Origin of the sequence: Gramella sp. KN1008, from assembly GCF_004332155.1 — a bacterium.
GTDB lineage: Bacteria > Bacteroidota > Bacteroidia > Flavobacteriales > Flavobacteriaceae > Christiangramia.
In genome coordinates, this window is record NZ_SJDV01000006.1 from 96,771 (window position 1) to 123,061 (window position 26,291).

Genomic DNA, 26,291 nt, shown 5'->3' on the forward strand with positions numbered 1-26,291 from the left:
CAGATCAATTTCCAAATATATAAATATGATTTAATAACCTGTAATAAAAAAAGCTTAATTCCGTCCCTTCTCATCAGGGTAGAATGTATGCACGGGATCACTTTGAAAAACCTCCTTGGTATCCACATCTACAGCAGAAATAGGTCCCTTAAATGCAGCGCCGGTATCCACGTTCCAGATATTTGCCTTGTTATAGGGATGGGTCATTCCTATTCTGGTAACGGGCGTATGACCTATATAGATCTCAGTAAAATGTTCTAACCTTCGGGGATAATACAAATCGCCGGGTTGAATTTTCTCATCCATAGATAAGACCATTTCCCATAGTGTACGATCCCAGTAAAAGCCCGTTTCATGATATTCGTAATCCGGGCCATGAAGGTTTGTAAATCCGGCGTGTACAAATAACCGCTCCTCCTCATCTTTATAAAAGTTGAACATATCTTTGAAAAAGCTAATATGTTCTTCTTTTTCTTCTTTTGTGAAATTTCTATAAGCATCAATACTGGACTGCCCGCCGTGTTCAAGCCATTTCTGGTTCATATCTCCGTTTTCCAGCCATTTATGAGCAAGATCATCATGATTCCCACGGATAAAAATGCAGGAGTTCTGCCTTGCAAGGTTTATAAGATAGGTTACCGTATTGGCCGAATCGCTCCATCCGTCAACATAATCACCCAGGAAGATGAGTGTGTCATCTGGAGTGAGATCTACGCGTTCCAACAACTGGATCAGTGCTTTGAGGCCTCCATGTAAATCGCCAATTACTAATTTTCTGGACATATTAGTTGTATTTCACCTTTCTTAAAATTCGCATACTTTCCTTATAGGAATGATATGCATCAGAATTGTGGGCCTTAAGATAAGGTTTGGCTTCTTCCAGTTTGGTTAAAGCTTCTTTAAAATTGTTCAAATAACATAATAAGTAAGTGGAGGGTAGGTTTTTCAGATCCTTTTTCTCACCGGGATTCAATTCATAGCCTTTTTTCAATTTCTCAATAAGTGCCTTATTAGTATTATAAATATGATAAAGTGTTTTTTTGTCGAACTTGGGTGGTTCAAAAAGTAATTTGCTATCTATATCATAGCTGCCATTATCCCTGAAACTTATAATTACCTCTTCCAGCGGATAATATTTGAACTGATCGTGTAATCCCAGATGCACATACTCTATGATCTTGAAGAAATCCTTGTCTACGCTGATGCTTATTTCATCAAGATCTGAGTAGAACAATTTTACCTGCTCGTTGATGAGTTCGATATCTACCCGGGAATAATAGCTTTCATTCCTTATCTTTTTCTCCTTGCCGGCCCAGCATACCACGAAATATTCTTTAAAGACCTTGTAAGTTGGATTGTAATCCTTTCTTTTTTTCATAAAGTCGAAGACTCCGTCAAGGGTATACTCAATATTGTTGTGGGAGTGGTTCTCAATAGATGCCACCAGGGCGGAGTTTACATCCTTTATTTCAATGTCGAAGACCTTGGGCATGCTAATGCTTCCATCCCTTAAAAAGACCGAACCGCCATAATATTTCCAGATATTCTTACGGAACGAACATATCTTCCCATGATTGGGCCTGATGGTAACCAAGCCAACCACTAATTGATCGGGGAGATGGGGGAAAGGAATATTCTCATAAGAGATGATAGGGGGATTGGTGAGATAAGCATTTATCAGGTTCTGGATCTTACTGTCATCAAAAAAGTCGATTCCCACAATGCTGCTGTCTTCATCTTCTACCCCTATAACTATATACGAGTTATTCTCGGGATTGGAATTGGAGAGTGCGCATATATGCTTTAGGAACTTAGCCTTTCCTTCTTTTTCGCCAATATTGAGCTGTCGCTTTTTGTCGTAAAAGCTGTTCTCATCATTATGAGCAAGCAGATTTTTTATAAGAAGGCGTTTGTTGATCATGATTATATAGTCTGAAGCTGAAAAGCTCTAAGCTTTTTTATCTACAATCGTACTCGTTGCCTGGGCTGTTGGCATGACTGTGAGATCTGCGATATTCACATGATAAGGACGGGTAACAACAAAATGAATAATATCTGCAATATCTTCGGCTTGTAGAGCTTTAAAACCCTGGTAAACCTTTTCGGCCTTTTCATGATCGCCTTTAAACCGTACAGCGCTGAATTCGGTTTGTGTGAGGCCCGGGTTTATTGCTCCCACCCTTATTCCGTTTCCGTTAAGGTCTATTCTCATTCCCTGGTTTATGGCATCTACAGCATGTTTGCTTGCGCAGTATACATTCCCATTCGGGTAGACTTCCTTTCCGGCGGTGGAGCCTATATTTATGATGTGGCCAGCCTGTCTTTTCAGCATACCCGGTATAACGGCTTTGCTCATATAAAGCAGGCCTTTTACATTAATATCCAGCATGGCATCCCAGTCATCCATGTTTCCCTTCTGAATAGGATCCAGACCATGAGCATTTCCTGCATTATTAATAAGTATATCTATATCCCTAAATTCAGTGGGAAGCTGCTCTATACTGTGGAAAACATCGTCTCTGTTCCTCACATCAAAATTGAGGAAGTGTACCTCAGTTTCCACACTTAGCTTTCTTTGCAGGTCTTCCAGGCGGTCTTTTCTCCGGCCGCAAAGGATGAGTCTGAAGTTTTCTTTGGCGAATCTTATGGCCACAGCTCTTCCAATCCCACTGGTGGCGCCGGTTATCAGGGCAGTTCTCATGGTTTTTATTTTCTTTCTAAGTTAATAAAGTATTGCTTACCTAATTCCCGCTTTCTATTAAAGCATGGTTAAGCTCCGTTAAATTTCGTTAAATAATCCGAACCAGATGAAATCTTGCACAAAGCTTGCCGTTAATCAGCCAAAACCAATAAAGTCTACTTATGAAATTTTTGAAAAGCGTTACTTTAAAAAGCGTAATGATTGCTACACTTGTATCAGTTGGATTAATAAGCTGTAGTGAAGATGACTCTAGCGCAGAGAGTGCTGGAAAAGCAAATTTAACAGTGAGAATGACCGATGCTCCCGGTGATTATGATGCCGTGCTGGTTGATGTTCAGGATGTAGAGATACATGTTGAGACAGAAGCCGAAGGTGAACTCGAAGGAGATGAAGATGGAGATGGCTGGGTGAGCGTTGGTGACGTTCAGACTGGCGTTTATGATCTTCTGGAACTAACCGGAGGAGTATCTCAGTTGCTTGCCGATACCGAAGTGCCAGCAGGATTCGTTAGCCAGATGAGACTGGTTCTTGGTAGTGAAAATTCTGTTGTTATTGACGGAGAGTCAAAACCGCTTAATACACCAAGTGCACAACAGTCCGGATTGAAACTTCAGATCAATAAGGAATTCGTTGCGGGTGAGAATTATGCTTACCTTCTGGATTTTGACGTTGACAAATCTGTGGTAACAACAGGGAATGGAAGCTATAACCTGAAGCCTGTAATTAGAGTAAGTGCCGAAGCAGATGCAGGAATGGTAGTAGGTAAAGTGGTCATTCCTGAAACAATAGAGGTTGATGTGCAGAGTTTAGTGGTGTTAAAGTCAAATGAAGGAGACATTACTATCTCGGCGTATACTAACGATGAGGGAGAATTCGCTCTTCAGGGAGTTCCTGCCGGAATGTATACACTAACTGTAACACCTCAGGCTGATGTTGAACTTTCTGTTCATACTAATGCGGAGGTTGAAGTAAGGCCTAACGAAACTACCGATCTTGGTGAGATTGAATTGTAGTGAATCGTAAATAATATATTTGTAAAAGGCAGTGTTTATCGCACTGCCTTTTTTATTTTAACTTTTTTTTAACAATTCTAAATCCAATAAATTTTCAATTTGCGGCGCTTACTTCTAGTGCGTATATTCACGACATTAAAATCTGAAAATCATGATGGAAAACGATTCATCTGTTGATATAGCCAGTATTAACGAAAAAATTGAAAAAGAAAGCGCTTTTGTAGACCTTCTCACCAGGGAAATGAATAAGGTGATTGTTGGGCAGAAGCACATGGTAGAACGTTTACTTATAGGTCTTTTGGGACAGGGCCATATTCTCCTTGAAGGAGTGCCTGGTCTGGCAAAAACCCTTGCGATCAATACACTTGCACAGGCAGTTCACGGTTCCTTCAGCAGGATACAGTTCACACCCGATCTTTTGCCAGCTGATGTTATAGGTACGCTTATCTATAATATGAAGGTGAATGATTTCAGTATTAAAAAAGGACCCATTTTCGCCAATTTTGTACTGGCAGATGAGATCAACCGTGCACCGGCAAAGGTTCAATCAGCGCTTTTAGAAGCCATGCAGGAAAAGCAGGTGACCATTGGGGATGAAACCTTTATACTTGATAAGCCATTTCTTGTAATGGCTACTCAGAATCCGGTGGAACAGGAAGGAACCTACCCTTTACCAGAAGCACAGGTTGACCGTTTTATGCTTAAAACCGTAATCAAATATCCTCAGATGGCGGAAGAGCAGCTCATTATAAGAGCCAATCTCAAGGATGGTTTTGAAAAAGTGAATCCTGTGGTTGACCTGCAACAGATTTTAAGGGCCCAGGCTGCAGTTCGTGAGGTGTATATGGATGAAAAGATCGAAAAATATATTCTTGATATCGTTTTTGCCACCCGTACCCCTGAAAAATATAATCTTGAGGATATCAAACCTTTGATAAGCTTTGGAGCTTCTCCAAGAGGAAGTATCAATCTGGCGGTCGCATCAAAATGCTATGCCTTTATAAAACGCCGCGGATATGTTGTTCCTGAGGATGTTCGTGCAGTGGTGCATGATGTACTTCGCCACAGGATAGGAATCACTTACGAAGCGGAAGCCGAAAATATCACTTCTGAAGATCTGGTAAATAAGATCGTTAACGAGATCGAAGTACCGTAACAAATGCCAATTATCAGTTAACAATGATCAGTGAACGCATATTGATTGATCATTGAAAATTGTTTATTGAAAGGATGGATACAAAGGAACTTCTAAAAAAAGTACGGAAAATTGAGATAAAGACCCGCAGACTGAGCGATCATGTCTTTGGCGGGGAGTATCATTCTACCTTTAAAGGAAGGGGGATGACCTTCAGTGAGGTCAGGGCCTATCAGTTTGGCGATGATGTGAGAAGTATAGACTGGAATGTCACGGCAAGGTATAATGAACCCTTTGTTAAGGTATTCGAGGAAGAGCGTGAACTTACCCTCATGCTTATGGTGGATATTTCGGGATCTCAGATGTTCGGTACCCGGGAGCAGTTCAAGAAGGATGTGATCACAGAGATCGCAGCCACACTGGCTTTTTCAGCTACTAATAATAATGATAAGATAGGGCTGATGTTATTTACAGATCGTATTGAACTCTATATTCCTCCAAAGAAAGGAAGGTCGCATGTGCTCAGGATCATACGGGAATTACTGGAGTTTCATCCCGAAGGCAAGAAAACTGATATCACTGGGGCTCTGAAATATCTTTCTAATGTAATGAAGAAGAAAGCCATTGTATTTCTTCTTTCAGATTTTATGGCAGATGATTATCAGCATACCCTTAAGATCGTGGCAGGGAAGCATGATGTGACAGGAATACGGGTTTTTGACAAAATGGAAGAGACCATTCCCAATCTCGGCCTGGTTCAGATGCTGGATGAGGAAACAGGGGACTATGTGAACGTCAATACAGGTTCCAAAGCCGTGCGGCGGGCATATTCAAAATATTATCAGGAAAGGCTTAATTATTTCCACCAAAGCTTTTCACTGAGTGGCGCCGGGATAATTAATAACCGGACTGATGAAAGTTACGTTAAAAAATTACTGGGCTATTTTAAAAGAAGAGCTTAAAAAATGAAAGAAAAGGAGAAGAAAACAGATTTCAATTACCATATCTCAGGTTGCCTGGGATTTCTGTTTTTTATAAGCCTGATTATTTTTCCAGGCACCACTTCTGCTCAGGAGGTTTCGGCTAGCATAGATTCTGCAAGCATCAAAATAGGGGAACAGATAAGATACAGTATTCAGGTAGAAACATCTCCCGAAGAACTTGTGGTATTTCCTGAAGGAGAAACCTTTTCGCCTCTGGAACTTGTTGAATCGCTCGAAACCGATACACTTCGTCAAAATGGGGATTACAGGCTTTTAAAGGAATACTTCCTAACTCAGTTTGATTCCGGCCGCTATGTAATTCCGAGCCAGGAAGTGCTTATAGGCAGTAATTCATTTTTAACCGATTCTATTTCCGTTGAGGTAAAAGACGTGGTGGTGGATACAACAAAGCAAAAGCTTTACCCTATAAAGCCGTCGGTAGAAGTACCACCGGGTTTTAGAATTCCGGACTGGCTATGGTGGCTGCTGGGAATATTCCTGGTCGGTGCCCTGGTAGCTTACCTCATCATCCGAAAAAGAAAGAAAACTCCCGGAGAACCGCAGCTTCCTCCTTATGAAGAGGCGATGGCGGAACTGGAAAAACTGGATAAGTCACAACTTCTTGAAAAAAGGGAGATCAAGGAATATTATTCCCAGCTGAGTTTCGCCGCCCGAAAATATCTGGACCGTAAGATCTATGATCATGGTCTGGAGATGACCACAAACGAACTAATCCTTTATCTAAAGGAACAAAAACAACAGGGGCGACTGCATCTTAATGATGAAACGATCGATGATTTTAAACGGATTCTTGATCGTGCCGATCTCGCAAAGTTTGCAAGGTCCAAGCCCGATGTTATCACCGCAAAGGAAGATCGCTCCAGAACACAGCATATCATTGACGATCTCAGGGCAAGTGTGCCTGAACCTACAGAAGAAGAACTCCTTGCGGATGAAGCTTTTTTTGAAGAACAATCCCGAAAGAGAAAGAAGCGCCGAGTAATCCTCGGGGTTCTTATTGGTTTGGCTGTTGTTGTTATTGGCGTGACAGCGCTTATTGCAACTAAAGGCTATACATATGTTAAGGATACTTACCTGGGACATCCAACCAAAGAACTGCTGGAAGGTGATTGGATAAGAAGTGAATATGGGAATCCACCAGTATCGATAACTACCCCAAAGGTTCTGGTGAGAGGAGAAGTTGAGATGCCACAGGATGTGCAGCAAATGATGGTAGGGAACGAAACCTTTATTTATGGTAGCCTATTAAGCAATTTCTATATTACCTTAAGCACTATTAAATTTAAGGGGGAGGTGAATTTTGACCTGGAAAAGGCGGTAGACGGAATTTACACGAATCTGGAATCTCAGGGAGCGCGGAATATTATAATGAAACAGGAAGAATTTACAACCCTGAGTGGCGCTACTGGCTTAAAAGTTTTTGGAACACTACAGGTTGAAAATCCCATTAGCGGCGAATCCATACCAAATGAATATGTGATCCTTAATTTTGCCGAAAATGGTGGTTTTGAACAGATCATGGTCATTTTTAATGAAAACGACCAGTACGCCAAAGAGATCTCTGAACGTATCATCAACTCCGTAGAAATAACTAATATAAACGAATAATGTTTGCGAATTTCACATTTGAAAACCCGGAATTCTTCTGGCTGTTCCTATTGCTGCCATTAGCAGTGGCCTGGTATATCTGGAAAAGGAATAAGCAAACGGCCGAACTAAAGATCTCTACTACCAGAGGTTTTAAAATTAAATCGGGATGGCTTTCAAAGCTCAGGCCGATTCTCTTCGTTTTAAGGATGCTCGTGATGGCGCTTATAATTATGGCCCTGGCAAGACCAAGAACGGTAGATGTCTCTACCCAGACCAGCAGTACTCAGGGGATAGATATTGTAATGGCGATAGACGTTTCAGCGAGTATGCTCGCCCGGGATCTTCAGCCAAACAGGCTCGATGCCCTTAAGGAAGTGGCAGAGGAATTTATAAGAGACAGACCCGGAGATAGGATAGGATTGGTGGTCTATGCCGGTGAAAGCTTTACCAAGACACCAATAACTTCAGATAAAGCTATTGTTCTTGATGCCCTGGAAGATATAGAATATAATAATGTACTTGAAAATGGTACAGCAATTGGTTCAGGCCTGGCCACGGCGGTGAACAGGTTAAAGGATAGTGAGGCTGAAAGCAAGGTGATTATCCTGCTAACAGACGGGGTGAACAATTCAGGATTTATCGATCCCAATACCGCGAGTGAACTGGCGGTGGAATTCGGGATCAAAGTATATACCATCGGGGTAGGGAGTAACGGTATGGCCCTTTCACCAATCGCTATAAGACCCAATGGAAGATTCCAGTTTGGTAATGTACAGGTAGAGATCGATGAGGAGTTGCTTAAGGAGATCGCGTCCTCTACCGGCGGGAAATACTTCAGAGCGACCGATAATGAAAAGCTGGAGGATATCTATGCTGAGATCGATTCCCTGGAAAAAACAGAAATAGAGGAATTCCGTTATTATAACTATGATGAGAAATACCGACCTTTAGTGCTTTTAGCCGGGGGTCTCCTGTTATTTGAGGTGTTATTGAGACTTACTATATTCAGAAGTTTTATTTAAATGTTTGTACTTGAAGAAAAAATATGGTTCTGGTTATTGCTGGTGATCCCGGTGATCATTCTGTTCTTCCTTTTCCTTATTTTCTGGCAGAACAGGACACGAAAGAAATTTGCCGATTCTTCCCTGTTAAGATTTTTGGCTCCCAACAGGTCACGCTCCAAACCTGTTATAAAACTTATTCTTATTATTCTTGGTCTTGCCAGCCTTGTGATCGCACTGGTAAATCCGAAGATGGGGACCAAACTGGAAACGGTAAAAAGAGAAGGGGTTGATATTGTGTTCGCAATAGACGTCTCTAAAAGTATGGATGCTGAAGATATTGCGCCGAGCCGACTGGAAAAGTCGAAACAGCTGGTAAGCCAGATACTGAATACTCTTGGTAGCGATCGGGTTGGGATCATAGCTTATGCAGGAGGTGCCTATCCGCAACTGCCAATAACGACCGATTATTCGGCGGCGAGAATGTTCCTTCAGGCTCTGAATACTGATATGATCTCCTCTCAGGGAACGGCTATAAGCGATGCCATAGAATTGGCTACAACCTATTATGACGATGAGCAGCAAACCAACCGTGTACTCTTCATTATAAGTGATGGTGAGGATCATGAAGGGAATGTTGAAGATATCACCCAGCAGGCTGCCGAGATGGGAATCAGGATATATACCATAGGGGTGGGTACCGAGAAAGGCGGTCCAATTCCTATCAAGAGAAATGGTGTTGTCCAGAATTATAAGAAGGATAACCAGGGAGAAACAGTAATAACAAAACTTAACCCGGCAACGCTCCAGGAAATCGCAAATTCGGCCGAAGGCAGTTATATAGAAGGGAATGTCACTAGCGAGGTAACTGACAGGGTGACAGAGGAATTACAGAATATTGAGAAGACCGAATTCGAGGCAAAACAGTTCGCTGACTTCAAATCTCACTTTCAGTGGTTCCTGGGATTGGCTTTGGCATTATTATTTCTAGATATTTTTGTGCTGGAACGAAGCACTGAATGGATAAGAAGACTGAATCTGTTCAACGAACACCGGAAGAAAGGAGGAAAAAATGAAACAGAATAGGACTCGATTTTTCATATTTACCTGTATTCTCATTGGTTTAGGATTCACTGTGAATGCGCAGGAGAACCCTAAAAAACTAAAAAGGGAATCTGATGATTTTATAGTTGAAGCTCAGGAGGCCTTATCAGAGAATGATTTTGCCAGTGCCGAGGCTTCCTATAGAAAAGCCATTTCAAAAGATCCTTCCAATCTGAATGCCCGTTACAATATGGGTAACCTTTACTACGGAAAAGAGAAATCTGTCAATGCCGAGCAAAGGCTTAAAGAAGCAGCTGAAATTGCTGCAACAAAAGAGGAAAAACATCGTATTTATCATAACCTGGGTAATTCATATATGCAGCAGGAGAAATATCAGGAAGCGGTAGATGCCTATAAGGATGCGCTTCGTAATGATCCTACCGATGATGAGACCAGGTATAATCTTGCACTGGCTAAAAGGAAACTGGAAAAAGAAGGCCAGGGTCAGGACCAGAATCAGGATCAGAACAGCCAGGACCAAAATAAGGAAGATCAGAATCAGGATCAGCAGCAAAAGGATCAGCAACAGGATGGTGGAGGTGATGACCAGAACCAGGATCAGAAGCCCAATGACGAAGGAGAGAATGAGAAAGATAAAAAGGAGGGCGACCAGAATGAAGATAAGGAAAAAGATAAGGGCGATGAGCAACAGAAAGACCAGGATGAGGGAGATAAGGAAAAACAGCAACAACAGAGACCTGCCCAGGGACAGCTTTCTCCACAGCAAATAAAGAGCCTGCTGGAAGCCATGAACAATGAGGAAAAGAAAGTTCAGGATAAGATAAATGCGGAAAAAGCGAAGGGTGTTAAAGTAAAATCTGAAAAGGACTGGTAAAATTCCTGTTCCTTATTCGACAAAAAAGACTGACTATAGGAAGAAAAAGATGAAATTGAAGTATTTAATTTTAGGTTTTTTAATGTTTGCCGGAGGGCTTGTTCAGGCCCAGGTAAGGTTTGAGGCAAAGGTGAGCAGGGAAAAGCTGGGAATTAATGAACGCCTTAGAGTGGATTTTGAAATGAACGAGGATGGTGATAACTTCAAGCCACCCTCTTTCGCTGGATTCACTGTGGTTGGTGGTCCCAACCAGAAAATAAGCACCAGTATTTTAAACGGTAAGATGGAATATTCCAAGACCTATAGTTTCTATCTTCAGCCAAAGAAAAGAGGAAATCTTACCATAGGTCAGGCCGAAATAGTTATTGACGATAAGACCTATAAGACCTCACCTTTAACTGTTGAGATCACGGCCGCCGTAGACAAGCCTACAGATGGAGATAATACCGAACTTATCGCCGAAGATAATCTACATCTGGTGGCCGAAGTCTCCAAGGCTAACCCATATCTGAATGAAGCCATAACCATTGTTTATAAATTATACGTGAGTCCGCGGGTTAGCGTTAGCAATTGGAGGGAACTGGACAGTCCCAAGTATAATGATTTCTGGAGCCAGAGTATAGACATTCAACAATTAAGGGTAGAGAATGGAGAATACAGAGGGGAGCCATACCGATATGTGATCCTGAGAAAAACCATACTGTATCCACAAAAGACCGGAGAACTGAATATTGAGCCGTTAACACTCTCTATCGCGGTAGATGTTCCCAGCGAAAGAAGGGATATCTTCGGAAGCCGTATCTATAAGACTGTAAACAAGACAGTGGCGGCGGATAATAAGAAAATAAATGTAAAGCCATTGCCAGATGGGAAACCTGCAAATTTCACCGGAGCAGTTGGAAAATTTGATTTTAATGTTACGACTACCAGGAAGGAACTTAATGCTGGTGAGAGCCTGCAGGCAAAAGTGGAGGTAAGAGGAAACGGGAATCTCAAATTATTTGACCTCCCAGCTTTAACCGCTCCATCGTCTTTGGAAATGTACGATCCGGAGAGAAGGGAGAATGTGAATACCAATCTTAACGGGATGCAGGGTAGCATAGCCGAAACCTATACCATAGTCCCTACCCGAAAAGGTAAATATCCAATCCCTGCCCTTTCTTTCTCCTACTTCGATCCGTCTACCGAGACCTATAAGAGCCTGAATTCTGACGAGATACTTATCAATGTGGATAGTGGTCCTCTGGCCGGAAATGAGCCTTCCGGAATTTCAGGGGTCAATAAACAGAGGCTTGATTTATCGGGAGAGCAGTTCCGTTTTATAAAGCTTAAGACCAATCTAAAGGCGATAGGTAGTGAAGGTTTTCTGGGATCTGCAGGATTCTGGAGTGCTCTTATTTTACCTCTTGCAGCGATTCCTTTATTTATACTTTTTGGAAAGAAACGCGAGGAAAGGGCTAGAGATGTCAGAGGAAACAGGATTAGAAAAGCTGACAGGCTTGCCAGGAAATATCTTTCGGAAGCAAAAAGAAATCTTGGTGATCAGAAGGAATTCTACCTTGCCCTTGAACGGTCCATGCACAATTATCTTAAGGCCAAATTGAGAATACAGACCAGTGAAATGAGTAAGGAAAGAATCCAGGCCTTACTTCAGGAAAAGTCTGTAGACGATCAAACTACTGCAGATTTTATTTCCCTGCTGGAAAGTTGCGAATATGCCCGTTATACTCCGGCCTCTTCAGATGCCATGAATCACGATTACGAGAAGGCGGTAAATGTAATTTCAACTCTTGATAAACAGTTATAGAGATGAGAAGGATTTTCTTATTAGCATTTATATTTATTGGTTTTGGAGCTTTTTCGCAGAATGAAGAACTGTTCGATGAGGCCAATTCAGCCTATCAAAGCGGAGAATATGAAGCCGCCGCCTCAAAATATGAAGAGATTCTGGAGAATGGAGAAACTTCTGCCGAACTGTATTATAACCTTGGAAATACTTATTATAAACTCAACCGGGTGGCCCCCAGCATATATTATTACGAAAAAGCCCTTCAGTTAAAACCTGGGGATGAGGATATTCAGAATAATATAGAATTTGCCAGGAATATGGCCATAGATGATATTGAGGAAGTTGAACAAACCGGGATTGCCGAATGGGTTAATCGGCTTATTTCTGTTTTTAGCTTTTCCACCTGGGCGATCCTGGGAATTTGTTTTTCGGTACTTTTTGTAATTCTTTTTCTCTTCTACTATTTTTCTCATCGCCCTTTATATAAACGCATTCTCTTCGGAAGCGCGATGATGAGTCTTCTTATTTGTATAATTTCGGTGATATTTGCCTTTCAGCAGCGATCCTATATTGAAGATAACCAGTACGCAATCATTTTTAGTGAAGAAGCTGAGGTAAGGGAAGAACCCAATCTCCGGGGCGATAGTAGTTTTGAGCTTCATGAAGGTACCAAAGCAAGGGTGTTGGAAGATTATCAGGAGTGGTCCCGAATCGAGCTTGCCAATGGAGCACAGGGATGGATTAAAACCGACGATCTCAGGAAGCTATAGAGGATGTTGATAGCTGTTTAAAGAATTAGTATGATCTTCTATTAGTGTTTATCCGTAAAAAACTTCTATTTTTGCGCCCATGAAAATTTTCTCATACATACTAGCCTTTATTTTTATCACTTTTCTATTTACACCTAGCGTGGTGGCTCTTATAGATAGGAATGTAGATATTTCTATTGCCTATAATGTGAATGAGGAAGAGAGTTCTTCAAAGAACCAGATCACTTTTGAATATACTATAGAAGAAATGAATTCAAACTATAATAGTATTCATTTTCTTCAAACCCAAAAAACAGATGGCCATTATTATAAAGAGAATGGCTACAGAGTTTTTCTTTCAATTTCCTCCCCACCCCCCAAGAACGCATAGTACTTTTTTAGTTCAGGATTACCCCAGGTAATCAATTAAGCCATTCGTTTTTCAATGAATGAGCTGGCATTTTTCATTTTTTTAAAAAATCAATTCGCAGGTGGTAAAAAACAATTTACCTGTGAATCTAATACTGTATTATGTTCAAACAACTTAATAAAGATTTTCCGGCAAGTATTGTCGTGTTTTTTGTTGCAATCCCTTTATGTCTGGGTATTGCTTTAGCCAGTGGGGCGCCCTTGTTCTCGGGTTTAATAGCTGGTATCGTGGGAGGAATTGTGGTTGGAGCTATAAGTGGGTCCAGTCTTGGAGTTAGTGGCCCGGCAGCCGGTTTGGCTGCTATTGTACTGGCTGCGATCGCCAGTTTGGGAAGTTATGAGAATTTCCTGCTGGCTGTTGTTCTTGCTGGGGGAATTCAAATTCTTTTTGGAGTTCTTAAGGCCGGGATCATCGGTTATTATTTTCCATCTTCGGTTATTAAAGGAATGCTTACCGGTATCGGGATAATCATAATCCTTAAACAGATACCTCATTTCTTTGGATATGATGACGATCCAATAGGAGACTGGCATTTTCTTCAAATGGATGGGGAGAACACCTTCTCGGCACTTGGAAAAATGTTTAGTAATATAAGTCCTGGAGCTACCCTTATTGCAGTTATAGGTATGAGCATCCTTGTTTTATGGGAAGCGGTACTTAGTAAAAAGGGTAAAATTTTTAAACTTATACAGGGTCCTCTTGTTGCGGTAACAGCAGGAATTATCTTTAACCTTCTTACTCAGGGTTCAGCGCTTGAGGTGGCTGAAAAACATCTTGTAAGTGTTCCGGTACCTGATAGCTTTGATTCTTTTCTAGGCCAGTTTACCTTCCCGTCATTTAAAATGATAGGCAGTGCAGAAATATGGGTCACCGCGTTCACCATTGCTCTTGTGGCCAGTCTTGAAACACTTTTATGCGTTGAGGCAACAGATAAACTTGATCCGCACAAAAGAACCACTCCAACCAATCGCGAATTGTTCGCTCAGGGGACAGGAAATATGATTTCCGGTTTTATAGGTGGTTTGCCCATCACGCAGGTGATCGTTAGGAGTTCTGCGAATATCCAATCGGGAGGACAAACTAAGATGTCAGCTATCTTGCATGGGTTTTTATTGTTAATATCGATAATCATTATTCCTAATATATTGAACTTTATCCCGTTGTCTGTGCTTGCCGCTATTCTCTTTTTAGTAGGTTATAAACTGGCAAAACCAAGCCTTTTTGTAGAAATGTACAGGAAGGGATGGAAGCAATCGGTTCCTTTCATAGTAACCATTCTTGGTATCGTTTTCGCAGACCTTCTTATAGGAATCTTTTTGGGGCTCACAGTGGGAATTTGTGTGATTCTTATAAAGAGTTACCAGAATTCTCATTTCCTTCATATTGAAAATGTTGGAGATGGAAGTAAGACGGTAAAAATGACACTGGCTGAAGAGGTTACTTTTATAAATAAGGGAGCTATCATGAAGGAATTGAATAACCTTGAGGAGAATTCTTATCTTGTGATGGATGTTAGTAAAACGAGGTATCTGGATAATGATATTGTGGAAATCCTGGATGATTTTAAAGTCAAGGCAGAAGAGAAGAACATTGATATTAAGATAATTTCCGAAAGAGGAGTAGTTGAAAACCCTGAGAGTTATCAGCAGTTTTTCCAGCAACCAAAACCAGCTTAGATTTTTCAGCATTAAGAAAGACTTAATTTTAAAAAACTTAAATTACCAATTATGATTAAAGAAATTATAGATAAAGAAAAGCAATCAAAGCTTAGCCCGGATGATGTTTTAAATGAACTTCTTGCCGGAAATCAGAGATTCACTGAGAGTAAAATGTATGAAAGAGATTATTCCAGTCAGATTCAAAAGACCAGTGGCGGGCAGTGGCCTCAGGCGGTCGTATTGAGTTGTATAGATTCAAGGGTTCCTGTAGAGACAGTTTTTGATCAGGGCGTTGGAGATATTTTCGTGGCTCGTGTGGCTGGAAATTTTGAGAATACCGATATACTTGGAAGTATGGAGTATTCCTGCAAAGTGGCCGGAAGTAAGCTTGTGCTGGTATTAGGACATGAAGCTTGTGGCGCAGTGAAGGCAGCCTGCGATGATGTTGAATTGGGGAACATTACTCACTTATTGAGCAATATTAAGCCTGCTGTAAAAGCTACAGAAACTGACGGAGAAAGAAATTCGGGAAATCCGGAATTTGTGGCTGCTGTAGTTGAAAATAATGTAAAGCTTACCATAGATCGTATCCGTGAAAAGAGCCCGATCCTGAAGGAAATGGAGGCAAACGGCGAAATAAAAATAGTGGGCGGAGTTTATTCCATCTCTAATGGAAAAGTAAGCCTTCTATAGTGAATTGAAATTTTAAGGGGAAGTGTCGCCTTATAAGTTATATCCGGCTAGTGGTTAGAAATAACTACTGCCGGATTTTTTTATATGAAATCCTCATCTTCATCATCATTTAACAGATCTCTTTCCTTCACCTGTTTGATGATGGATGGCAGGATTATGGGAGCGATTCCCTCTACCGGTTCGTAGAGTATCGATTCTTCAAGGGTTCTGTCTTCCACGATCTCGATCCTTTCATTAGTAGCCTTGAAGAACATGATAATAACGCTAGCTACAAAAGCCGATTTCAACAGACCAAAAACGCCTCCCAGCAATTTATTTACCACTCCTAGTGCGGCAAAGGCGGCAATCTTAGTGAGCATTTTTCCGGCGAGAGAAACGAGAAAAACGATAAGAATGAAAGTAACTGCGAAACTTATTAAGTTTATATACTGAGGTTTCCAGTCTACCCAGGCAGATAGTGCGCTTCCCAGGAAATGGGAGAAATGAACGGCACCGTAAATTCCGGCAACTATTCCTACGAGTGAGGCCAGCTCAGCAAGCAGTCCCCTGAAGATGCCCCGAACCAGTCCGTATAAAAGCACCAGGCTTAAGATAATATCTACGGTATTCATATCTCAAATATAACAATTATTAAATCTAGATGGTATCTTTGCAGCATGGCAAGAGATGAACAATTAAAGGAAAGATGGGAGGAAGTTCAAAAGAAACTTTCCGAGCAGTTTGCAGATGGAGAATTGATGGAACTGGATGCCATTATCTATCTTATTGGAGTACAGGAATTAGGACAACCTCACCGAAAATATAAAAAGGACCACAAGATCGATCTTATGCATATAGCCATTTGCACCTTGCTGGAGCCTTATGGATATTATGAATTCGATTTTTATGATGAAGACGGCTGGCCTCATTTCAAGGTGAAGGAAGAGCTTCCGGCATTAAAATCTGGAGAGCAGTCGGTACTTATGAAAGAAGCTATAGTGCATTATTTTCTTGAAAAAGAATATATTTCGTAGATGTTAGTGTACCTTTTTGTGCTTTTGTTTCCCGGTGACAGCGGTCCCATCTATCAGGAGACCACAGCCGGAAGATTGCCTGTGGAACCTTTCAATACCTACAGCAATCTGTTTTTTCTTCTCATAATCGTATATTTCTCGGTAAAGGTCTATAAGGATTATAAGAATCACCGATTCCTGGCCTGGTGTTTACCTGGACTTTTTCTTGGATTTATAGGGGGCACTGTGTATCATGCTACCCGGAGCCATGATCTGTGGATGTATATGGACTGGCTTCCCATAGTGATATTATGCCTTGCTGTTTCGGTTTATTATACTGTTAAACTAAAGACTTCGAAGAAGAAGCGTCTAATATTAATATTGGTGGTGCTTTTTCTGGTTTTCGGTATTAGGATGATTCCCTGGTCTCAAAGTTTAAAGACTTCCATAGGGTATATTGGTACCGCTTTGGGTTTATTACTCCCTATACTCACCTATTTCTATACTACTAAACTTTATCACTGGGGCTATATTTTACTGGCCTTTTTAAGCTTTGGGTTGGCCTTGAGTTTCAGGATCATGGATAGGTTCATTTATGTAATGCCTATGGGGACTCACTGGTTATGGCATTGTTTTGGGGCCTTATCGGTCTTTTTCCTTATCAAGTATATATATCATGATAAATTACCTTCAGAAAATACCGGTGAAGCTCTGAAAACGGAATAAGCCTTTATTATGGACAGGTTTAGTATTAAATTTTACTAAATTTGCGCTTCCGAAAAGAAATCACCTATGATCGATAAAATTAAAGGGCATATTGCTGAGGTTGAAAGATTTAATGCCAGGACGAAAGACGAAATTGAGGCTTTTCGAATCAAATATCTTGGGAAAAAGGGAATTCTGAATGAATTTTTCGCGGAATTCAAGAATGTCCCCAATGAGCAGAAGAAAGAGTTCGGCCAGGTTGTGAATCAACTAAAGAACGCTGCTCAGGATAAGGTAAACTTCCTGAAAGACGAACTGGAAAAGACCCAGGAAGAAAAAGGCGTTTATGGAGATCTTTCAAGGCCGGCCGAACCTGTTGAAATTGGTTCGAGACATCCTATTTCCATTGTAAGGAACCAGATCACCGAGATATTTTCAAATATCGGGTTCAATGTGTCTGAAGGTCCCGAGATGGAAGATGACTGGCATAACTTTACAGCTCTTAACCTTCCGGAATATCATCCGGCCAGGGATATGCAGGATACTTTCTTTATCCAGACAGATCCGGATATCCTGTTAAGAACGCATACGTCATCGGTACAGGTGAGATATATGGAAGATAACAAACCGCCTATAAGGACCATCTCTCCTGGAAGGGTTTTCAGAAATGAGGCTATTTCGGCAAGATCGCACTGTATCTTCCACCAGGTGGAGGGACTATACATTGATAAGGACGTTTCTTTTGCCGATCTGAAGCAAACTATACTCTATTTCACCAAACAACTTTTCGGGAAGTCAAAAATCAGGTTAAGACCTTCTTATTTCCCATTTACCGAACCAAGTGCTGAGGTAGACGTTTATTGGGGTCTGGAATCAGAAACCGATTACAGGATAACCAAAGGTACAGGATGGCTTGAGATAATGGGTTGCGGAATGGTGGATCCAAACGTACTGAAGAACTGCAATATAGATCCTAAGGAATATTCAGGTTTCGCATTCGGAATGGGAATAGAAAGGATCGCGATGCTGCTATATCAAATAGAGGATATCAGAATGTTCTACGAGAACGATCTTCGTTTTCTAGAGCAGTTCAAATCAGCTCTGTAATGAAGAAAAAAGGGATCATCATACTGGCAATAATAGTGATCGCTGTAATACTTTACGCGACTTTCGTAATTGCCCTTATCAAGATCACACTAGGATTGATCTTAATTGCAATAACGGTTCTGCTTGTATGGCTGGTCTGGCATAAGATAAAAAAGAAAACAGAAGACAGGTTTTGAAAAAAGATATTGAGATCCCTCAGGTTAAGGATGTGTATGTTGCGGCAGTACGGGAGTTCAACGAGGATTTTCAGGGTGAGGAGTGGAATATTTATCTGATCAATGATTCTGATATAGACCTTGAAATGGTACTGATAGTCTCCAAAGGTTATGGCAAAAAACGGGAAACCTCCGTTATGCGTCATAAAATTGAAAGGCTGCCTTCGAAGAACTTCGCCAAAATAGAATTTATCCAGGATGAGGTACTGGCTCTGAACAATGAATTCCGAATAAGCTATTTCTCCAACTCCAGAATGTTCGATAAGAAATTCACTTTTCCCGGGAATAGTATACGGGAGTCGGCATTAGGGGAAATTCCTTTAATTCCGAAGCAGGGTATCCTGGCAAAATAATTTTCTCAGTTGAAATAAAAAAAGACCCCGCATTTTGCGGGGTTTTTTTTATAACTGACTATAATAAATAAACTTTTTAGTGTTCATGGTCATGATCAGAATGATTGGTGAACTCACCGCCTATTTCCTGATCTGGGTTCTCCATAATAATCTCTCCTTCCACTATTAGATTATTGTGGTCAAGATCATTATTGAATTCCATGGTAGAACCATTGTTTAAAATTAAGTTACCTGTAACTATCAAAGTTCCGTTCAGGTTTAAATGACCTCCGTAGTTGATGGTAAGGTCCTGTGGCTCTTCATAGGTGCCAACCATCATAAGGCCAACCAGACTTAATTCTCCGGAATGGCGTATGTTAACTGATTTCTCCACGTTAAGCCCTCCGCAGACCGTAAGCATGCCTCCAACGTTCAATTTGTTGAGTTCTATTAGCCCGCCGTAGGTCGCTGGGTCAGATGAATGAGGAATAGTTAGGTTCTTTCCACCAGTGTACTCAGGCAGCCCTTCACAACTTGCATGCCCTTCGATCATCCAGTCCGGGTTATGGATAGCGATCATCCAGTCTGGATTATGAATTGCGATCATCCAGTCGGGATTATGGATCTTGGTTGTCACTTCAGTATTAGTTTTCTCTTTAAAAATAGAAACGTCCTGTGTCTCTATCTCTTCTGCGACGTTATCGGTTTGGCAACTGGTAAAGGCCAGGCCTAAAGACAATCCAATAACTAGTAGTCTTTTGTTCATGATTCTTTGGTTAATTTGGGTTTTGATACTGTAAAAGTACTACATAATTTTGTATGTAGGACAAGAAATATCGCTGAAATGTATAAAAATCAGTAGTTTACTTGAATATTTGTAAGAAAATGAATACGAATTAATCCAGTTTATCCACTAATTTTTTAAATACTTTCTTTGGATTCTTGCCTTCGTATAGAATGGCGTAAACTGCATTAATTATAGGGGTTTTGGCTTTTTTCTCTTTATTGATCTTATAAGCGCTCTCAGTTGCATAGTAACCTTCTGCGATCATGCTCATTTCCATCTGGGCGCTTTTCACGGTATAACCCTTACCTATCATATTACCAAACATCCTGTTTCGGCTAAAAACCGAATAACCCGTTACCAGAAGATCTCCAAGGTAGGCTGAGTCATTAATGTTTCTTTTCATCTTGTGCACCTTCTTGATGAATTTTTTCATCTCCCTTATGGCATTGCTCATTAGTACACTCTGGAAGTTATCACCATATCCCAGCCCATGCGCTATACCGGCTGCAATGGCGTAAATATTCTTAAGTACCGCTGCATATTCAGTACCTATTACATCGTCACTTATCTTACAGGTGATATAATCGCTACCCAGGTATCCGGCAACTATTTCAGCTTTCTTTTCATCCTGGCAGGCCACGGTTAGATAAGAAAGTCGTTCCAGTGCAACCTCTTCAGCATGACATGGTCCCGTGAGTACACCAATATTCTCCATGGGAACATCAAAAAACTGATTGAAATGTTCTCCTACAATAAGGCTTGTTTCAGGGACTATTCCTTTAATGGCTGAAAAAACCACCTTGTCATTTAGAGGCACCTTTAGGTTATCCAGTTCACGCTTCAGAAATGCGGAAGGTATAGCGAATATGAGATATTCTGAAGCTTCGACAACTTCGTTGATATCGTTACTCAGATTGAGCTGATTCACATCAAACTCTACAGAACTAAGATAATTAGGGTTGTGCTCCTGTTTTTTAATATGTTCTACAGCATATACGCTTCGCATATACCAGTTGACCTTTTCCAGGTTTTCACACAACATCTTTACAATGGCTGTGGCCCAGCTACCACCACCAATAACGCCAAAACTTGGGGTTTTATCCATATAATTTCATTCTGTGTTTCAAAAATAATCAAATTTAAAGGGATTTAAAGTATTTCGCTTTTTTTCGTGGATATCGTTGAGGATAATTCAATAAGTGTAGCTTTAAACTTTAACAATATCAGCTTGGTATTCAGGCAATCTTGGAATCTTTCCTCCGTTAATTAAATGTTCTTCTTTTTTATTATGAAGAGCATTTTCTTAGTTTTTTTGGTTGGTTATTTAGTTGAAAAAACCGTTTCGTGAGAAGCGGTTTTTTTATTACAGAGGTTTTTTTGGAAAACTTTAGCAATGCTGCTGATAATAAACTAGGCGCGCTTTTGTACATTTAAATACTAACACTAAAGAATTGAAATGGGAATATTTTCTTTTATTAAGGATGCAGGGAAGAAGATTTTCGGTTTAGATAAGGCCAGAGCACAGGAAGCTGGTAAAACAGATAAACTTGAAAAAGAAGAACGAACTGAAAATGAAAAGGCTGCCCGAAAACTGGAGCAGACCATTCATGATCTTAACCTGAAAATAAAAGATTTAAAGATTTATATTGAAAAGGATATGGCGGTGGTCTCGGGTAAGGCCCTGGACCAGGCAACCAGAGAAAAAATAATACTGGTAGTGGGAAATTCTGAAGGGATCGCTCAGGTAGATGACAGGATGGATGTGGAGAATACGGAGCCCGAAGCAGTTTTTCATACTGTAGAAAGAGGGGATACCCTGAGTAAGATATCCCAGGAACATTACGGTGATCCAAATCAGTATCCGCTGATCTTTGAAGCCAACAAACCCATGCTTCAGGATCCTGATAAGATATACCCGGGTCAGGTACTCAGAATACCGCCGATGGACCCTAAAAGATAAAAAAAGACTGTTTAGTAGCTTTGAGGATATTAAATTGAGAGCAGTCGACGTTCTAGAGCTTGTAGTTCCACAATGAAAAAAGTAGGATCAATCAGCTAAGAAGAATATCCGAAACAGGTTTTTAAACAGTCTTTTGTATTTATACTGAGGTTTTGGTTCCCTTCTGCTTTCCGGAACCTTTTTTACCTATAAAAATTCATCTCGTCAATATACTGCCAGACCTTGCTATCCAGCAAGGGACGTACATTTTTAGAATCTTTGATGGATTTTCTGATGAAGGTGGCAGAGATCTCTATTACAGGAGCATCTATTTTCTTTATTTTAGGATTAGCTTGAAACTCCGGAGACATGGTTCCTGAAGCTATCCTTGGATAAACGTAGATCTCGTGGTTCTCCAATATAACCTCATAATTCTTCCATTTATGGAAGTTCTTCAGGTTGTCCTCTCCCATGATAAGACAGAAATCATTGGTAGGATATTTTTCCTGAAGATGCACAAGGGTATTAATAGTGTAGTTAGGTTGTGGAAGCCCGAATTCAATATTACTTGGCTTTAATTTTTCATAGGTTTCACAGGCGCGGTACACCATTTCCAGTCGGTGATGATTGTCTAGTAAACTGCTCTTCTTTTTATGAGGATTGTGAGGAGTAACCACTAGCCAAACTTCCTCCAGGTCTGAATATTCAACCATGTGATTGGCGATTATCAGATGGCCGGTGTGTATCGGGTTAAAGGTCCCAAAGAAAAGGCCTATCTTTCTGTTCATTTCGCAGTTTTTTCGGCACCCACATAACTTGAAACCAGCTCATAGGCTTCTTCCAAAGCTACGTCCAGTTTATTATTTTCAATAATAAAGTCGAATTGAGGCGCTGTTGCCAGTTCTATTGAAGCCTTGGCTACCCTCATGCTTATCTTATCCGGACTTTCTGTTTTTCTTTTCTTAAGCCGTATCTTAAGTTCTTCGATACTAGGAGGTTTTACAAAAACGGCAAGGGTTCTTTTAGGGTAGATGTTCTTAATGTCCAGGCCGCCCACCACATCTATATCAAAGATCACATGTTTGCCATTTTTCCAGATACGTTCCACTTCGCTTTTAAGGGTGCCGTAGAAATTATCGCGATATACTTCTTCCCATTCCAGGAACTCATCATTTTTGATCTTTTGCTTGAAGTCTTTGAGAGATAGAAAATAATAGTCTTTTCCATCTACCTCATTTTCCCTGGGAGCACGTGAAGTTGCCGAAATGGAAAAATCCAGCTTTAATTCAGGTTGTTTTAATAAGTGACGTACTATCGTTGTCTTCCCCGATCCGGAAGGAGCAGAAAATACGATGAGTTTCCCTTCGCTCATTTAGACTACATTTAGAATTTGTTCCTTGATTTTCTCCAGTTCGTCCTTCATTTGAACAACTAGTTGCTGCATAGGAGCGTAATTAGACTTACTTCCTATGGTATTTATTTCACGGCCTATTTCCTGTGAGATGAAAGCCAGTTTTCTTCCGTTGGAATCTTTAGTATTAAGAGTTTTCTTAAAATAGTCCAGGTGATTGTCCAGTCTTACCTTTTCTTCGGTGATATCAAATTTTTCAATATAATAGACCAGTTCCTGTTCAAATCGGTTCTTGTCTACTTCTTCCTTGATCTCGGCAATGCCTTTTCTGAGTCGTTCCCGTACGGCTTCTACTCTTTCAGGATCCATTTTGATGACCTTTTCAAGGAGTTCATGGATATTCGAAACTCTTAATTTCAGATCTTTTTCAAGGGCTTTTCCCTCATCAGTTCTAAAATTATTGATCTCCTTTAGCGCTTCATTCACCGCTGTTTCGATCGCACTGAATTCCTCTTCGTCAATTTCGTCTCTTTCTGTCTTAAGGGCATCAGGCAGTTTTATGGCCATTTTCAGCAGTTCTACTTCAGAAGCATTTACAATATCCCTCAGCTGATCCATATAGTTCTTTACCACTCCGCTGTTAACGTTGGTAGAGGTCTGTTCACCAGTATATTCCACATAGATGGAAAGATCAACTTTACCTCTGCCAAGCGAATTGGAGATGATATTTCGAAGGTCGAGTTCCTTTTCCCTGTACTGGGAAGGAATGCGCGCATTCAGGTCAAAATTTTTACTGTTTAGAGACTTTAGCTCTACGGTGATCTTTTTATTGGGAATTTGAGTGATGCTTTTCCCAAAGCCTGTCATAGATTGGATCATACCTGAATTTTAAAAGCTTGCGCAAAGATAATCAATTCTATACCATCTCCAATTAATGGAAGCCAGGAAGCCGCTCAGGATTTCTCTGATCGGGATTCGATAAAATCTACCGCTCTTTTTTCGTGATAATAGACCGAAGTACTGGTAACAAATCCCACATGTCCTCCATATGGTGGGACTTCCAGATATAAGTATTCCGAAGCTTCCGCAATTTTATATGGATAACAATCCCCGGAAAGGAAACTGTCATTTTCTGCATTTACAAGCAGTGTGGGAGTTTTAATATTGGCTAAAAAATTATTGGCACTGGTTTTTTCATAATAATCAGAAGCATTTTTATAACCATGAGCCCTGGAAGTATAAAGTTCATCAATATCTCGCAGGGAGCTGCATTCTGAAATTTGCTTTTTACTGATGTAATCGGGAAATTTCTCTGCCCTGGCCAAAAGATGCTGTTTCAGATTGAGTTCAAATCGTTTGGAATAAACAAAATTCCTCATACGGTTAATCGCCCCTAGCGAACCTTCAAGGTCGCATGGAACGGAGACTCCGGCAGCAGCCATGATCTCTTTGGGGATGCTTCGGTTTTCTCCCAGGTATTTTAGCATCATATTTCCGCCCAGACTGAAACCTACAAGAGCGATCTTCGTAAATTTTTTAAGTGAAAGCACATGCGTGATAACTTCAGCCAGATCATCACTTGCCCCCGCATGATAACTACGATAATGCCTGTTCAACTCTTCACTGCACCCGCGAAAGTTCATGGCGGCTGTGGTCCAGTTTCTAAGATTGAAGGCCCGGGCCATACCTTTCATATATGGTCTCTCAGCATTTCCGGCAAGCCCGTGAAGAAGTATCACCAGCTTGTTATCATCCTTTTTGGGAATACTCCAGTCCAGGTCAATAAAATCACCGTCACTTAATTCAATACGTTCTCTTTCATATACCGGAAGCTCCACCTTTCGTAGTGTGGCCGAATAGATCGTAGAGACATCAGCATTCCTGAAAATCCCCGGAGGCACATAATTTCCTGTTATTACCGGCATTCCTTTTTCAATTTTAGTATAAACTTAGGTAAAATAGGTTATGCATGCATAATATTAATTCCTAGTTTTGAATAAAAGATACAGAATGTATACCAAAAAATTCGAAATAAGGTGGAGTGATCTTGATGCCAACCGGCATCTGGCAAATTCTGCATTTATAAATTTTATGAGCCATACCAGGATGGGTTTTCTAATGGAGAACGGATTTGGCCACAAGCAGCTTTCCCATTATAATCTGGGGCCGATAGTTTTCTATGAACATATCTATTATTTTAAGGAGATTTTCGCGGGAGAGCCGGTAACGGTTACCCTGGAGCTCAATGGTCTTTCTGAAGACGGAATGTATTTTGAATTTATCCATAATATCTATGATCATAATGGTAATAATTGTGCTTCATGTGAGATGATGGGCTCCTGGATAGATCTGGAGAAAAGGAAACTCACCTCTTTACCCCAGGAACTTTTCAACAAACTGGACATTACACCAAAGTCCAAAACCTTCAGAACCTTAACGAAAGAGGACACCCGGAAATACGGGAAACGACCACAGAATCTTAGCCGGGAACAGCTGGAAAGTTTATAATTATGTCTCAGCAGAGTATGAATGAGATCTGGTATGCCTGTTATGGTTCAAATATCAGGGAAGAGCGGTTCATGTGCTATATTAATGGCGGCATACCTCCGGGGGCGGTAAGGAATTTTGCTGGTTGTGCAGATAAAACAAAACCTGGGGAGAGTAGAAAGATCAGCATACCCCACGAGATGTATTTCGCTAAAGAATCGGTTACCTGGAATGGTGGCGGAATTTGTTTTCTGAAGCCGAAAGAGGACAGCAATATTGAGACCCTGGGGCGACCTTACCTTATCAATTCAGGTCAGTTTAAAGATCTGGTAAGGCAGGAGCTTAAATTTGAAGGAGAACTAATTATCGATTTCAAAAGGCTCGTAAAAGATGGGTTTTATAATTGTATGACCGATGGTCGTTACGGCTTACTTTTATACCTGGGTGAGATTGAGGGTAAACCTGTGGTGAGCTTTACCAGTGAGAAGTTTCTGAAAGATGAGATCAACGCACCAAACAGAGCTTATCTGGAGACAATCGTTAATGGACTTATGGAGATTTACGATCTTGATGAATCTCAACTTATAGAATATTTTCGGCAGAAAAAGGGAATAGAAGGCTGGCCTATAGAGCATGAATTACGGGAAATCATAAGAAATTCGCCTTAAGACAGG

Annotated in this window: 30 protein-coding genes; 20 read left to right on the forward strand and 10 right to left on the reverse strand. The window is 40.8% G+C overall.

Annotated elements, in window-relative coordinates; all coding sequences use genetic code 11:
* Nucleotides 1-54: 54 nt before the first annotated feature.
* From EZJ28_RS12090 to EZJ28_RS12100, 3 genes are read right to left on the reverse strand one after another with little or no spacing between them, the layout of a single operon-like run.
* Complete coding sequence (locus tag EZJ28_RS12090; RefSeq protein ID WP_131398197.1) at nt 55-783, reverse strand: metallophosphoesterase family protein; 729 nt, start codon at nt 781-783, stop codon at nt 55-57.
* Between the two features lies 1 nt (nt 784).
* Complete coding sequence (locus EZJ28_RS12095; RefSeq protein WP_131398199.1) at nt 785-1,921, reverse strand: ATP-binding protein; 1,137 nt, start codon at nt 1,919-1,921, stop codon at nt 785-787.
* A 27-nt stretch (nt 1,922-1,948) separates the two neighbouring features.
* A complete protein-coding gene (locus tag EZJ28_RS12100) occupies nt 1,949-2,701 on the reverse strand; it encodes an SDR family NAD(P)-dependent oxidoreductase (RefSeq protein WP_131398201.1) in 753 nt (250 codons plus the stop codon).
* Nucleotides 2,702-2,862: 161 nt separating this feature from the next.
* On the opposite strand from EZJ28_RS12100, the gene EZJ28_RS12105 reads away from it, so the two are divergent.
* From EZJ28_RS12105 to EZJ28_RS12160, 12 genes are all read left to right on the forward strand, one after another.
* Nucleotides 2,863-3,714 (forward strand): DUF4382 domain-containing protein, encoded by an 852-nt coding sequence (locus tag EZJ28_RS12105; RefSeq protein ID WP_131398203.1) that lies wholly within the window; start codon nt 2,863-2,865, stop codon nt 3,712-3,714.
* Nucleotides 3,715-3,865: 151 nt separating this feature from the next.
* Nucleotides 3,866-4,870, forward strand: a complete 1,005-nt coding sequence (locus tag EZJ28_RS12110) for a MoxR family ATPase (protein ID WP_207388460.1) — start codon at nt 3,866-3,868, stop codon at nt 4,868-4,870.
* A gap of 74 nt (nt 4,871-4,944) precedes the next feature.
* On the forward strand, nt 4,945-5,811 hold the full coding sequence (locus EZJ28_RS12115) for a DUF58 domain-containing protein (protein WP_131398205.1): 867 nt from the start codon (nt 4,945-4,947) through the stop codon (nt 5,809-5,811).
* A 3-nt stretch (nt 5,812-5,814) separates the two neighbouring features.
* The gene (locus EZJ28_RS12120; protein WP_131398207.1) at nt 5,815-7,461 is read left to right on the forward strand and encodes a protein BatD; all 1,647 of its coding nucleotides are present in this window, start codon (nt 5,815-5,817) and stop codon (nt 7,459-7,461) included.
* Nucleotides 7,461-8,465 carry a VWA domain-containing protein gene (locus EZJ28_RS12125; protein ID WP_131398209.1) on the forward strand — a complete coding sequence of 335 codons (1,005 nt, stop codon included), beginning with the start codon at nt 7,461-7,463 and terminating at the stop codon, nt 8,463-8,465. Before EZJ28_RS12120 ends, EZJ28_RS12125 begins: the two co-directional genes overlap by 1 nt.
* Nucleotides 8,466-9,530 carry a VWA domain-containing protein gene (locus EZJ28_RS12130; RefSeq protein WP_131398211.1) on the forward strand — a complete coding sequence of 355 codons (1,065 nt, stop codon included), beginning with the start codon at nt 8,466-8,468 and terminating at the stop codon, nt 9,528-9,530.
* Nucleotides 9,517-10,383, forward strand: coding sequence for a tetratricopeptide repeat protein (locus EZJ28_RS12135; RefSeq protein ID WP_131398213.1), 867 nt, complete (start codon nt 9,517-9,519; stop codon nt 10,381-10,383). The genes EZJ28_RS12130 and EZJ28_RS12135 overlap by 14 nt, the downstream gene beginning before the upstream one ends.
* A 49-nt stretch (nt 10,384-10,432) precedes the next feature.
* Nucleotides 10,433-12,190, forward strand: coding sequence for a BatD family protein (locus tag EZJ28_RS12140; protein WP_131398215.1), 1,758 nt, complete (start codon nt 10,433-10,435; stop codon nt 12,188-12,190).
* A gap of 2 nt (nt 12,191-12,192) precedes the next feature.
* A complete protein-coding gene (locus tag EZJ28_RS12145) occupies nt 12,193-12,942 on the forward strand; it encodes an SH3 domain-containing protein (RefSeq protein WP_131398217.1) in 750 nt (249 codons plus the stop codon).
* A 79-nt stretch (nt 12,943-13,021) separates the two neighbouring features.
* On the forward strand, nt 13,022-13,312 hold the full coding sequence (locus tag EZJ28_RS12150; RefSeq protein WP_131398219.1) for a hypothetical protein: 291 nt from the start codon (nt 13,022-13,024) through the stop codon (nt 13,310-13,312).
* 140 nt (nt 13,313-13,452) lie between these two features.
* A complete protein-coding gene (locus EZJ28_RS12155; protein ID WP_131398221.1) occupies nt 13,453-15,027 on the forward strand; it encodes a SulP family inorganic anion transporter in 1,575 nt (524 codons plus the stop codon).
* 51 nt (nt 15,028-15,078) lie between these two features.
* A complete protein-coding gene (locus EZJ28_RS12160) occupies nt 15,079-15,702 on the forward strand; it encodes a carbonic anhydrase family protein (protein WP_131398224.1) in 624 nt (207 codons plus the stop codon).
* An 80-nt stretch (nt 15,703-15,782) separates the two neighbouring features.
* Here EZJ28_RS12160 and EZJ28_RS12165 read toward each other — a convergent pair whose 3' ends face one another.
* Nucleotides 15,783-16,313, reverse strand: coding sequence for a CvpA family protein (locus tag EZJ28_RS12165; RefSeq protein WP_131398226.1), 531 nt, complete (start codon nt 16,311-16,313; stop codon nt 15,783-15,785).
* A gap of 45 nt (nt 16,314-16,358) precedes the next feature.
* Between EZJ28_RS12165 and EZJ28_RS12170 the strand changes: the two genes are divergently transcribed.
* From EZJ28_RS12170 to EZJ28_RS12185, 5 genes are all read left to right on the forward strand, one after another.
* On the forward strand, nt 16,359-16,715 hold the full coding sequence (locus tag EZJ28_RS12170; protein ID WP_131398228.1) for a hypothetical protein: 357 nt from the start codon (nt 16,359-16,361) through the stop codon (nt 16,713-16,715).
* A complete protein-coding gene (locus tag EZJ28_RS12175) occupies nt 16,716-17,420 on the forward strand; it encodes a hypothetical protein (protein ID WP_131398230.1) in 705 nt (234 codons plus the stop codon).
* A 66-nt stretch (nt 17,421-17,486) separates the two neighbouring features.
* Nucleotides 17,487-18,506 carry a phenylalanine--tRNA ligase subunit alpha gene (pheS, locus tag EZJ28_RS12180; RefSeq protein ID WP_131398232.1) on the forward strand — a complete coding sequence of 340 codons (1,020 nt, stop codon included), beginning with the start codon at nt 17,487-17,489 and terminating at the stop codon, nt 18,504-18,506.
* Nucleotides 18,506-18,682: a hypothetical protein gene (locus EZJ28_RS16040; protein ID WP_165499074.1), complete on the forward strand. Its 177-nt coding sequence runs from the start codon at nt 18,506-18,508 to the stop codon at nt 18,680-18,682. The genes pheS and EZJ28_RS16040 overlap by 1 nt, the downstream gene beginning before the upstream one ends.
* Nucleotides 18,679-19,074, forward strand: a complete 396-nt coding sequence (locus EZJ28_RS12185; RefSeq protein WP_131398234.1) for a hypothetical protein — start codon at nt 18,679-18,681, stop codon at nt 19,072-19,074. Before EZJ28_RS16040 ends, EZJ28_RS12185 begins: the two co-directional genes overlap by 4 nt.
* A gap of 76 nt (nt 19,075-19,150) precedes the next feature.
* Here the strand turns inward: EZJ28_RS12185 and EZJ28_RS12190 are convergent, their stop codons facing one another.
* Together EZJ28_RS12190 and EZJ28_RS12195 are read right to left on the reverse strand one after the other, a co-directional pair.
* Nucleotides 19,151-19,819, reverse strand: coding sequence for a hypothetical protein (locus EZJ28_RS12190; protein WP_131398236.1), 669 nt, complete (start codon nt 19,817-19,819; stop codon nt 19,151-19,153).
* Nucleotides 19,820-19,949: 130 nt separating this feature from the next.
* The gene (locus tag EZJ28_RS12195; protein ID WP_131398238.1) at nt 19,950-20,945 is read right to left on the reverse strand and encodes an NAD(P)H-dependent glycerol-3-phosphate dehydrogenase; all 996 of its coding nucleotides are present in this window, start codon (nt 20,943-20,945) and stop codon (nt 19,950-19,952) included.
* 351 nt (nt 20,946-21,296) lie between these two features.
* On the opposite strand from EZJ28_RS12195, the gene lysM reads away from it, so the two are divergent.
* Complete coding sequence (gene lysM, locus EZJ28_RS12200; RefSeq protein WP_131398240.1) at nt 21,297-21,800, forward strand: peptidoglycan-binding protein LysM; 504 nt, start codon at nt 21,297-21,299, stop codon at nt 21,798-21,800.
* A 182-nt stretch (nt 21,801-21,982) separates the two neighbouring features.
* Here lysM and nadD read toward each other — a convergent pair whose 3' ends face one another.
* The 4 genes from nadD to EZJ28_RS12220 form a co-directional block, all read right to left on the reverse strand.
* Nucleotides 21,983-22,567 carry a nicotinate (nicotinamide) nucleotide adenylyltransferase gene (gene nadD, locus EZJ28_RS12205; protein ID WP_131398242.1) on the reverse strand — a complete coding sequence of 195 codons (585 nt, stop codon included), beginning with the start codon at nt 22,565-22,567 and terminating at the stop codon, nt 21,983-21,985.
* A complete protein-coding gene (gene gmk, locus EZJ28_RS12210; RefSeq protein WP_131398244.1) occupies nt 22,564-23,151 on the reverse strand; it encodes a guanylate kinase in 588 nt (195 codons plus the stop codon). The genes nadD and gmk overlap by 4 nt, the downstream gene beginning before the upstream one ends.
* Nucleotides 23,152-24,009, reverse strand: coding sequence for a YicC/YloC family endoribonuclease (locus EZJ28_RS12215; protein WP_131398246.1), 858 nt, complete (start codon nt 24,007-24,009; stop codon nt 23,152-23,154).
* Between the two features lie 74 nt (nt 24,010-24,083).
* A complete protein-coding gene (locus EZJ28_RS12220) occupies nt 24,084-25,055 on the reverse strand; it encodes a YheT family hydrolase (protein ID WP_131398248.1) in 972 nt (323 codons plus the stop codon).
* 85 nt (nt 25,056-25,140) lie between these two features.
* On the opposite strand from EZJ28_RS12220, the gene EZJ28_RS12225 reads away from it, so the two are divergent.
* Entirely contained in the window at nt 25,141-25,638 is a 498-nt protein-coding gene (locus EZJ28_RS12225; protein WP_131398250.1) for a thioesterase family protein, read from the forward strand.
* 2 nt (nt 25,639-25,640) lie between these two features.
* Nucleotides 25,641-26,285 (forward strand): hypothetical protein, encoded by a 645-nt coding sequence (locus EZJ28_RS12230; protein WP_131398252.1) that lies wholly within the window; start codon nt 25,641-25,643, stop codon nt 26,283-26,285.
* Nucleotides 26,286-26,291: the final 6 nt, after the last annotated feature.

Excerpts from the sequence above, each read along its gene's own strand:
- EZJ28_RS12220 (WP_131398248.1), bottom strand. The coding sequence starts at position 25,055 with ATGCCGGTAATAACAGGAAATTATGTGCCTCCGGGGATTTTCAGGAAT.
- EZJ28_RS12090 (WP_131398197.1), bottom strand. The coding sequence starts at position 783 with ATGTCCAGAAAATTAGTAATTGGCGATTTACATGGAGGCCTCAAAGCA.
- EZJ28_RS12140 (WP_131398215.1), top strand. The coding sequence starts at position 10,433 with ATGAAATTGAAGTATTTAATTTTAGGTTTTTTAATGTTTGCCGGAGGG.
- EZJ28_RS12175 (WP_131398230.1), top strand. The coding sequence starts at position 16,716 with ATGTTAGTGTACCTTTTTGTGCTTTTGTTTCCCGGTGACAGCGGTCCC.
- EZJ28_RS12190 (WP_131398236.1), bottom strand. The coding sequence starts at position 19,819 with ATGAACAAAAGACTACTAGTTATTGGATTGTCTTTAGGCCTGGCCTTT.
- EZJ28_RS12215 (WP_131398246.1), bottom strand. The coding sequence starts at position 24,009 with ATGATCCAATCTATGACAGGCTTTGGGAAAAGCATCACTCAAATTCCC.
- lysM (WP_131398240.1), top strand. The coding sequence starts at position 21,297 with ATGGGAATATTTTCTTTTATTAAGGATGCAGGGAAGAAGATTTTCGGT.
- EZJ28_RS12145 (WP_131398217.1), top strand. The coding sequence starts at position 12,193 with ATGAGAAGGATTTTCTTATTAGCATTTATATTTATTGGTTTTGGAGCT.
- EZJ28_RS12230 (WP_131398252.1), top strand. The coding sequence starts at position 25,641 with ATGTCTCAGCAGAGTATGAATGAGATCTGGTATGCCTGTTATGGTTCA.
- EZJ28_RS12110 (WP_207388460.1), top strand. The coding sequence starts at position 3,866 with ATGATGGAAAACGATTCATCTGTTGATATAGCCAGTATTAACGAAAAA.
- gmk (WP_131398244.1), bottom strand. The coding sequence starts at position 23,151 with ATGAGCGAAGGGAAACTCATCGTATTTTCTGCTCCTTCCGGATCGGGG.
- EZJ28_RS12170 (WP_131398228.1), top strand. The coding sequence starts at position 16,359 with ATGGCAAGAGATGAACAATTAAAGGAAAGATGGGAGGAAGTTCAAAAG.
- EZJ28_RS12130 (WP_131398211.1), top strand. The coding sequence starts at position 8,466 with ATGTTTGTACTTGAAGAAAAAATATGGTTCTGGTTATTGCTGGTGATC.
- pheS (WP_131398232.1), top strand. The coding sequence starts at position 17,487 with ATGATCGATAAAATTAAAGGGCATATTGCTGAGGTTGAAAGATTTAAT.
- EZJ28_RS12135 (WP_131398213.1), top strand. The coding sequence starts at position 9,517 with ATGAAACAGAATAGGACTCGATTTTTCATATTTACCTGTATTCTCATT.
- EZJ28_RS12225 (WP_131398250.1), top strand. The coding sequence starts at position 25,141 with ATGTATACCAAAAAATTCGAAATAAGGTGGAGTGATCTTGATGCCAAC.
- EZJ28_RS12165 (WP_131398226.1), bottom strand. The coding sequence starts at position 16,313 with ATGAATACCGTAGATATTATCTTAAGCCTGGTGCTTTTATACGGACTG.
- EZJ28_RS16040 (WP_165499074.1), top strand. The coding sequence starts at position 18,506 with ATGAAGAAAAAAGGGATCATCATACTGGCAATAATAGTGATCGCTGTA.
- EZJ28_RS12195 (WP_131398238.1), bottom strand. The coding sequence starts at position 20,945 with ATGGATAAAACCCCAAGTTTTGGCGTTATTGGTGGTGGTAGCTGGGCC.
- EZJ28_RS12155 (WP_131398221.1), top strand. The coding sequence starts at position 13,453 with ATGTTCAAACAACTTAATAAAGATTTTCCGGCAAGTATTGTCGTGTTT.
- EZJ28_RS12105 (WP_131398203.1), top strand. The coding sequence starts at position 2,863 with ATGAAATTTTTGAAAAGCGTTACTTTAAAAAGCGTAATGATTGCTACA.
- EZJ28_RS12160 (WP_131398224.1), top strand. The coding sequence starts at position 15,079 with ATGATTAAAGAAATTATAGATAAAGAAAAGCAATCAAAGCTTAGCCCG.
- nadD (WP_131398242.1), bottom strand. The coding sequence starts at position 22,567 with ATGAACAGAAAGATAGGCCTTTTCTTTGGGACCTTTAACCCGATACAC.
- EZJ28_RS12120 (WP_131398207.1), top strand. The coding sequence starts at position 5,815 with ATGAAAGAAAAGGAGAAGAAAACAGATTTCAATTACCATATCTCAGGT.
- EZJ28_RS12095 (WP_131398199.1), bottom strand. The coding sequence starts at position 1,921 with ATGATCAACAAACGCCTTCTTATAAAAAATCTGCTTGCTCATAATGAT.
- EZJ28_RS12115 (WP_131398205.1), top strand. The coding sequence starts at position 4,945 with ATGGATACAAAGGAACTTCTAAAAAAAGTACGGAAAATTGAGATAAAG.
- EZJ28_RS12150 (WP_131398219.1), top strand. The coding sequence starts at position 13,022 with ATGAAAATTTTCTCATACATACTAGCCTTTATTTTTATCACTTTTCTA.
- EZJ28_RS12125 (WP_131398209.1), top strand. The coding sequence starts at position 7,461 with ATGTTTGCGAATTTCACATTTGAAAACCCGGAATTCTTCTGGCTGTTC.
- EZJ28_RS12100 (WP_131398201.1), bottom strand. The coding sequence starts at position 2,701 with ATGAGAACTGCCCTGATAACCGGCGCCACCAGTGGGATTGGAAGAGCT.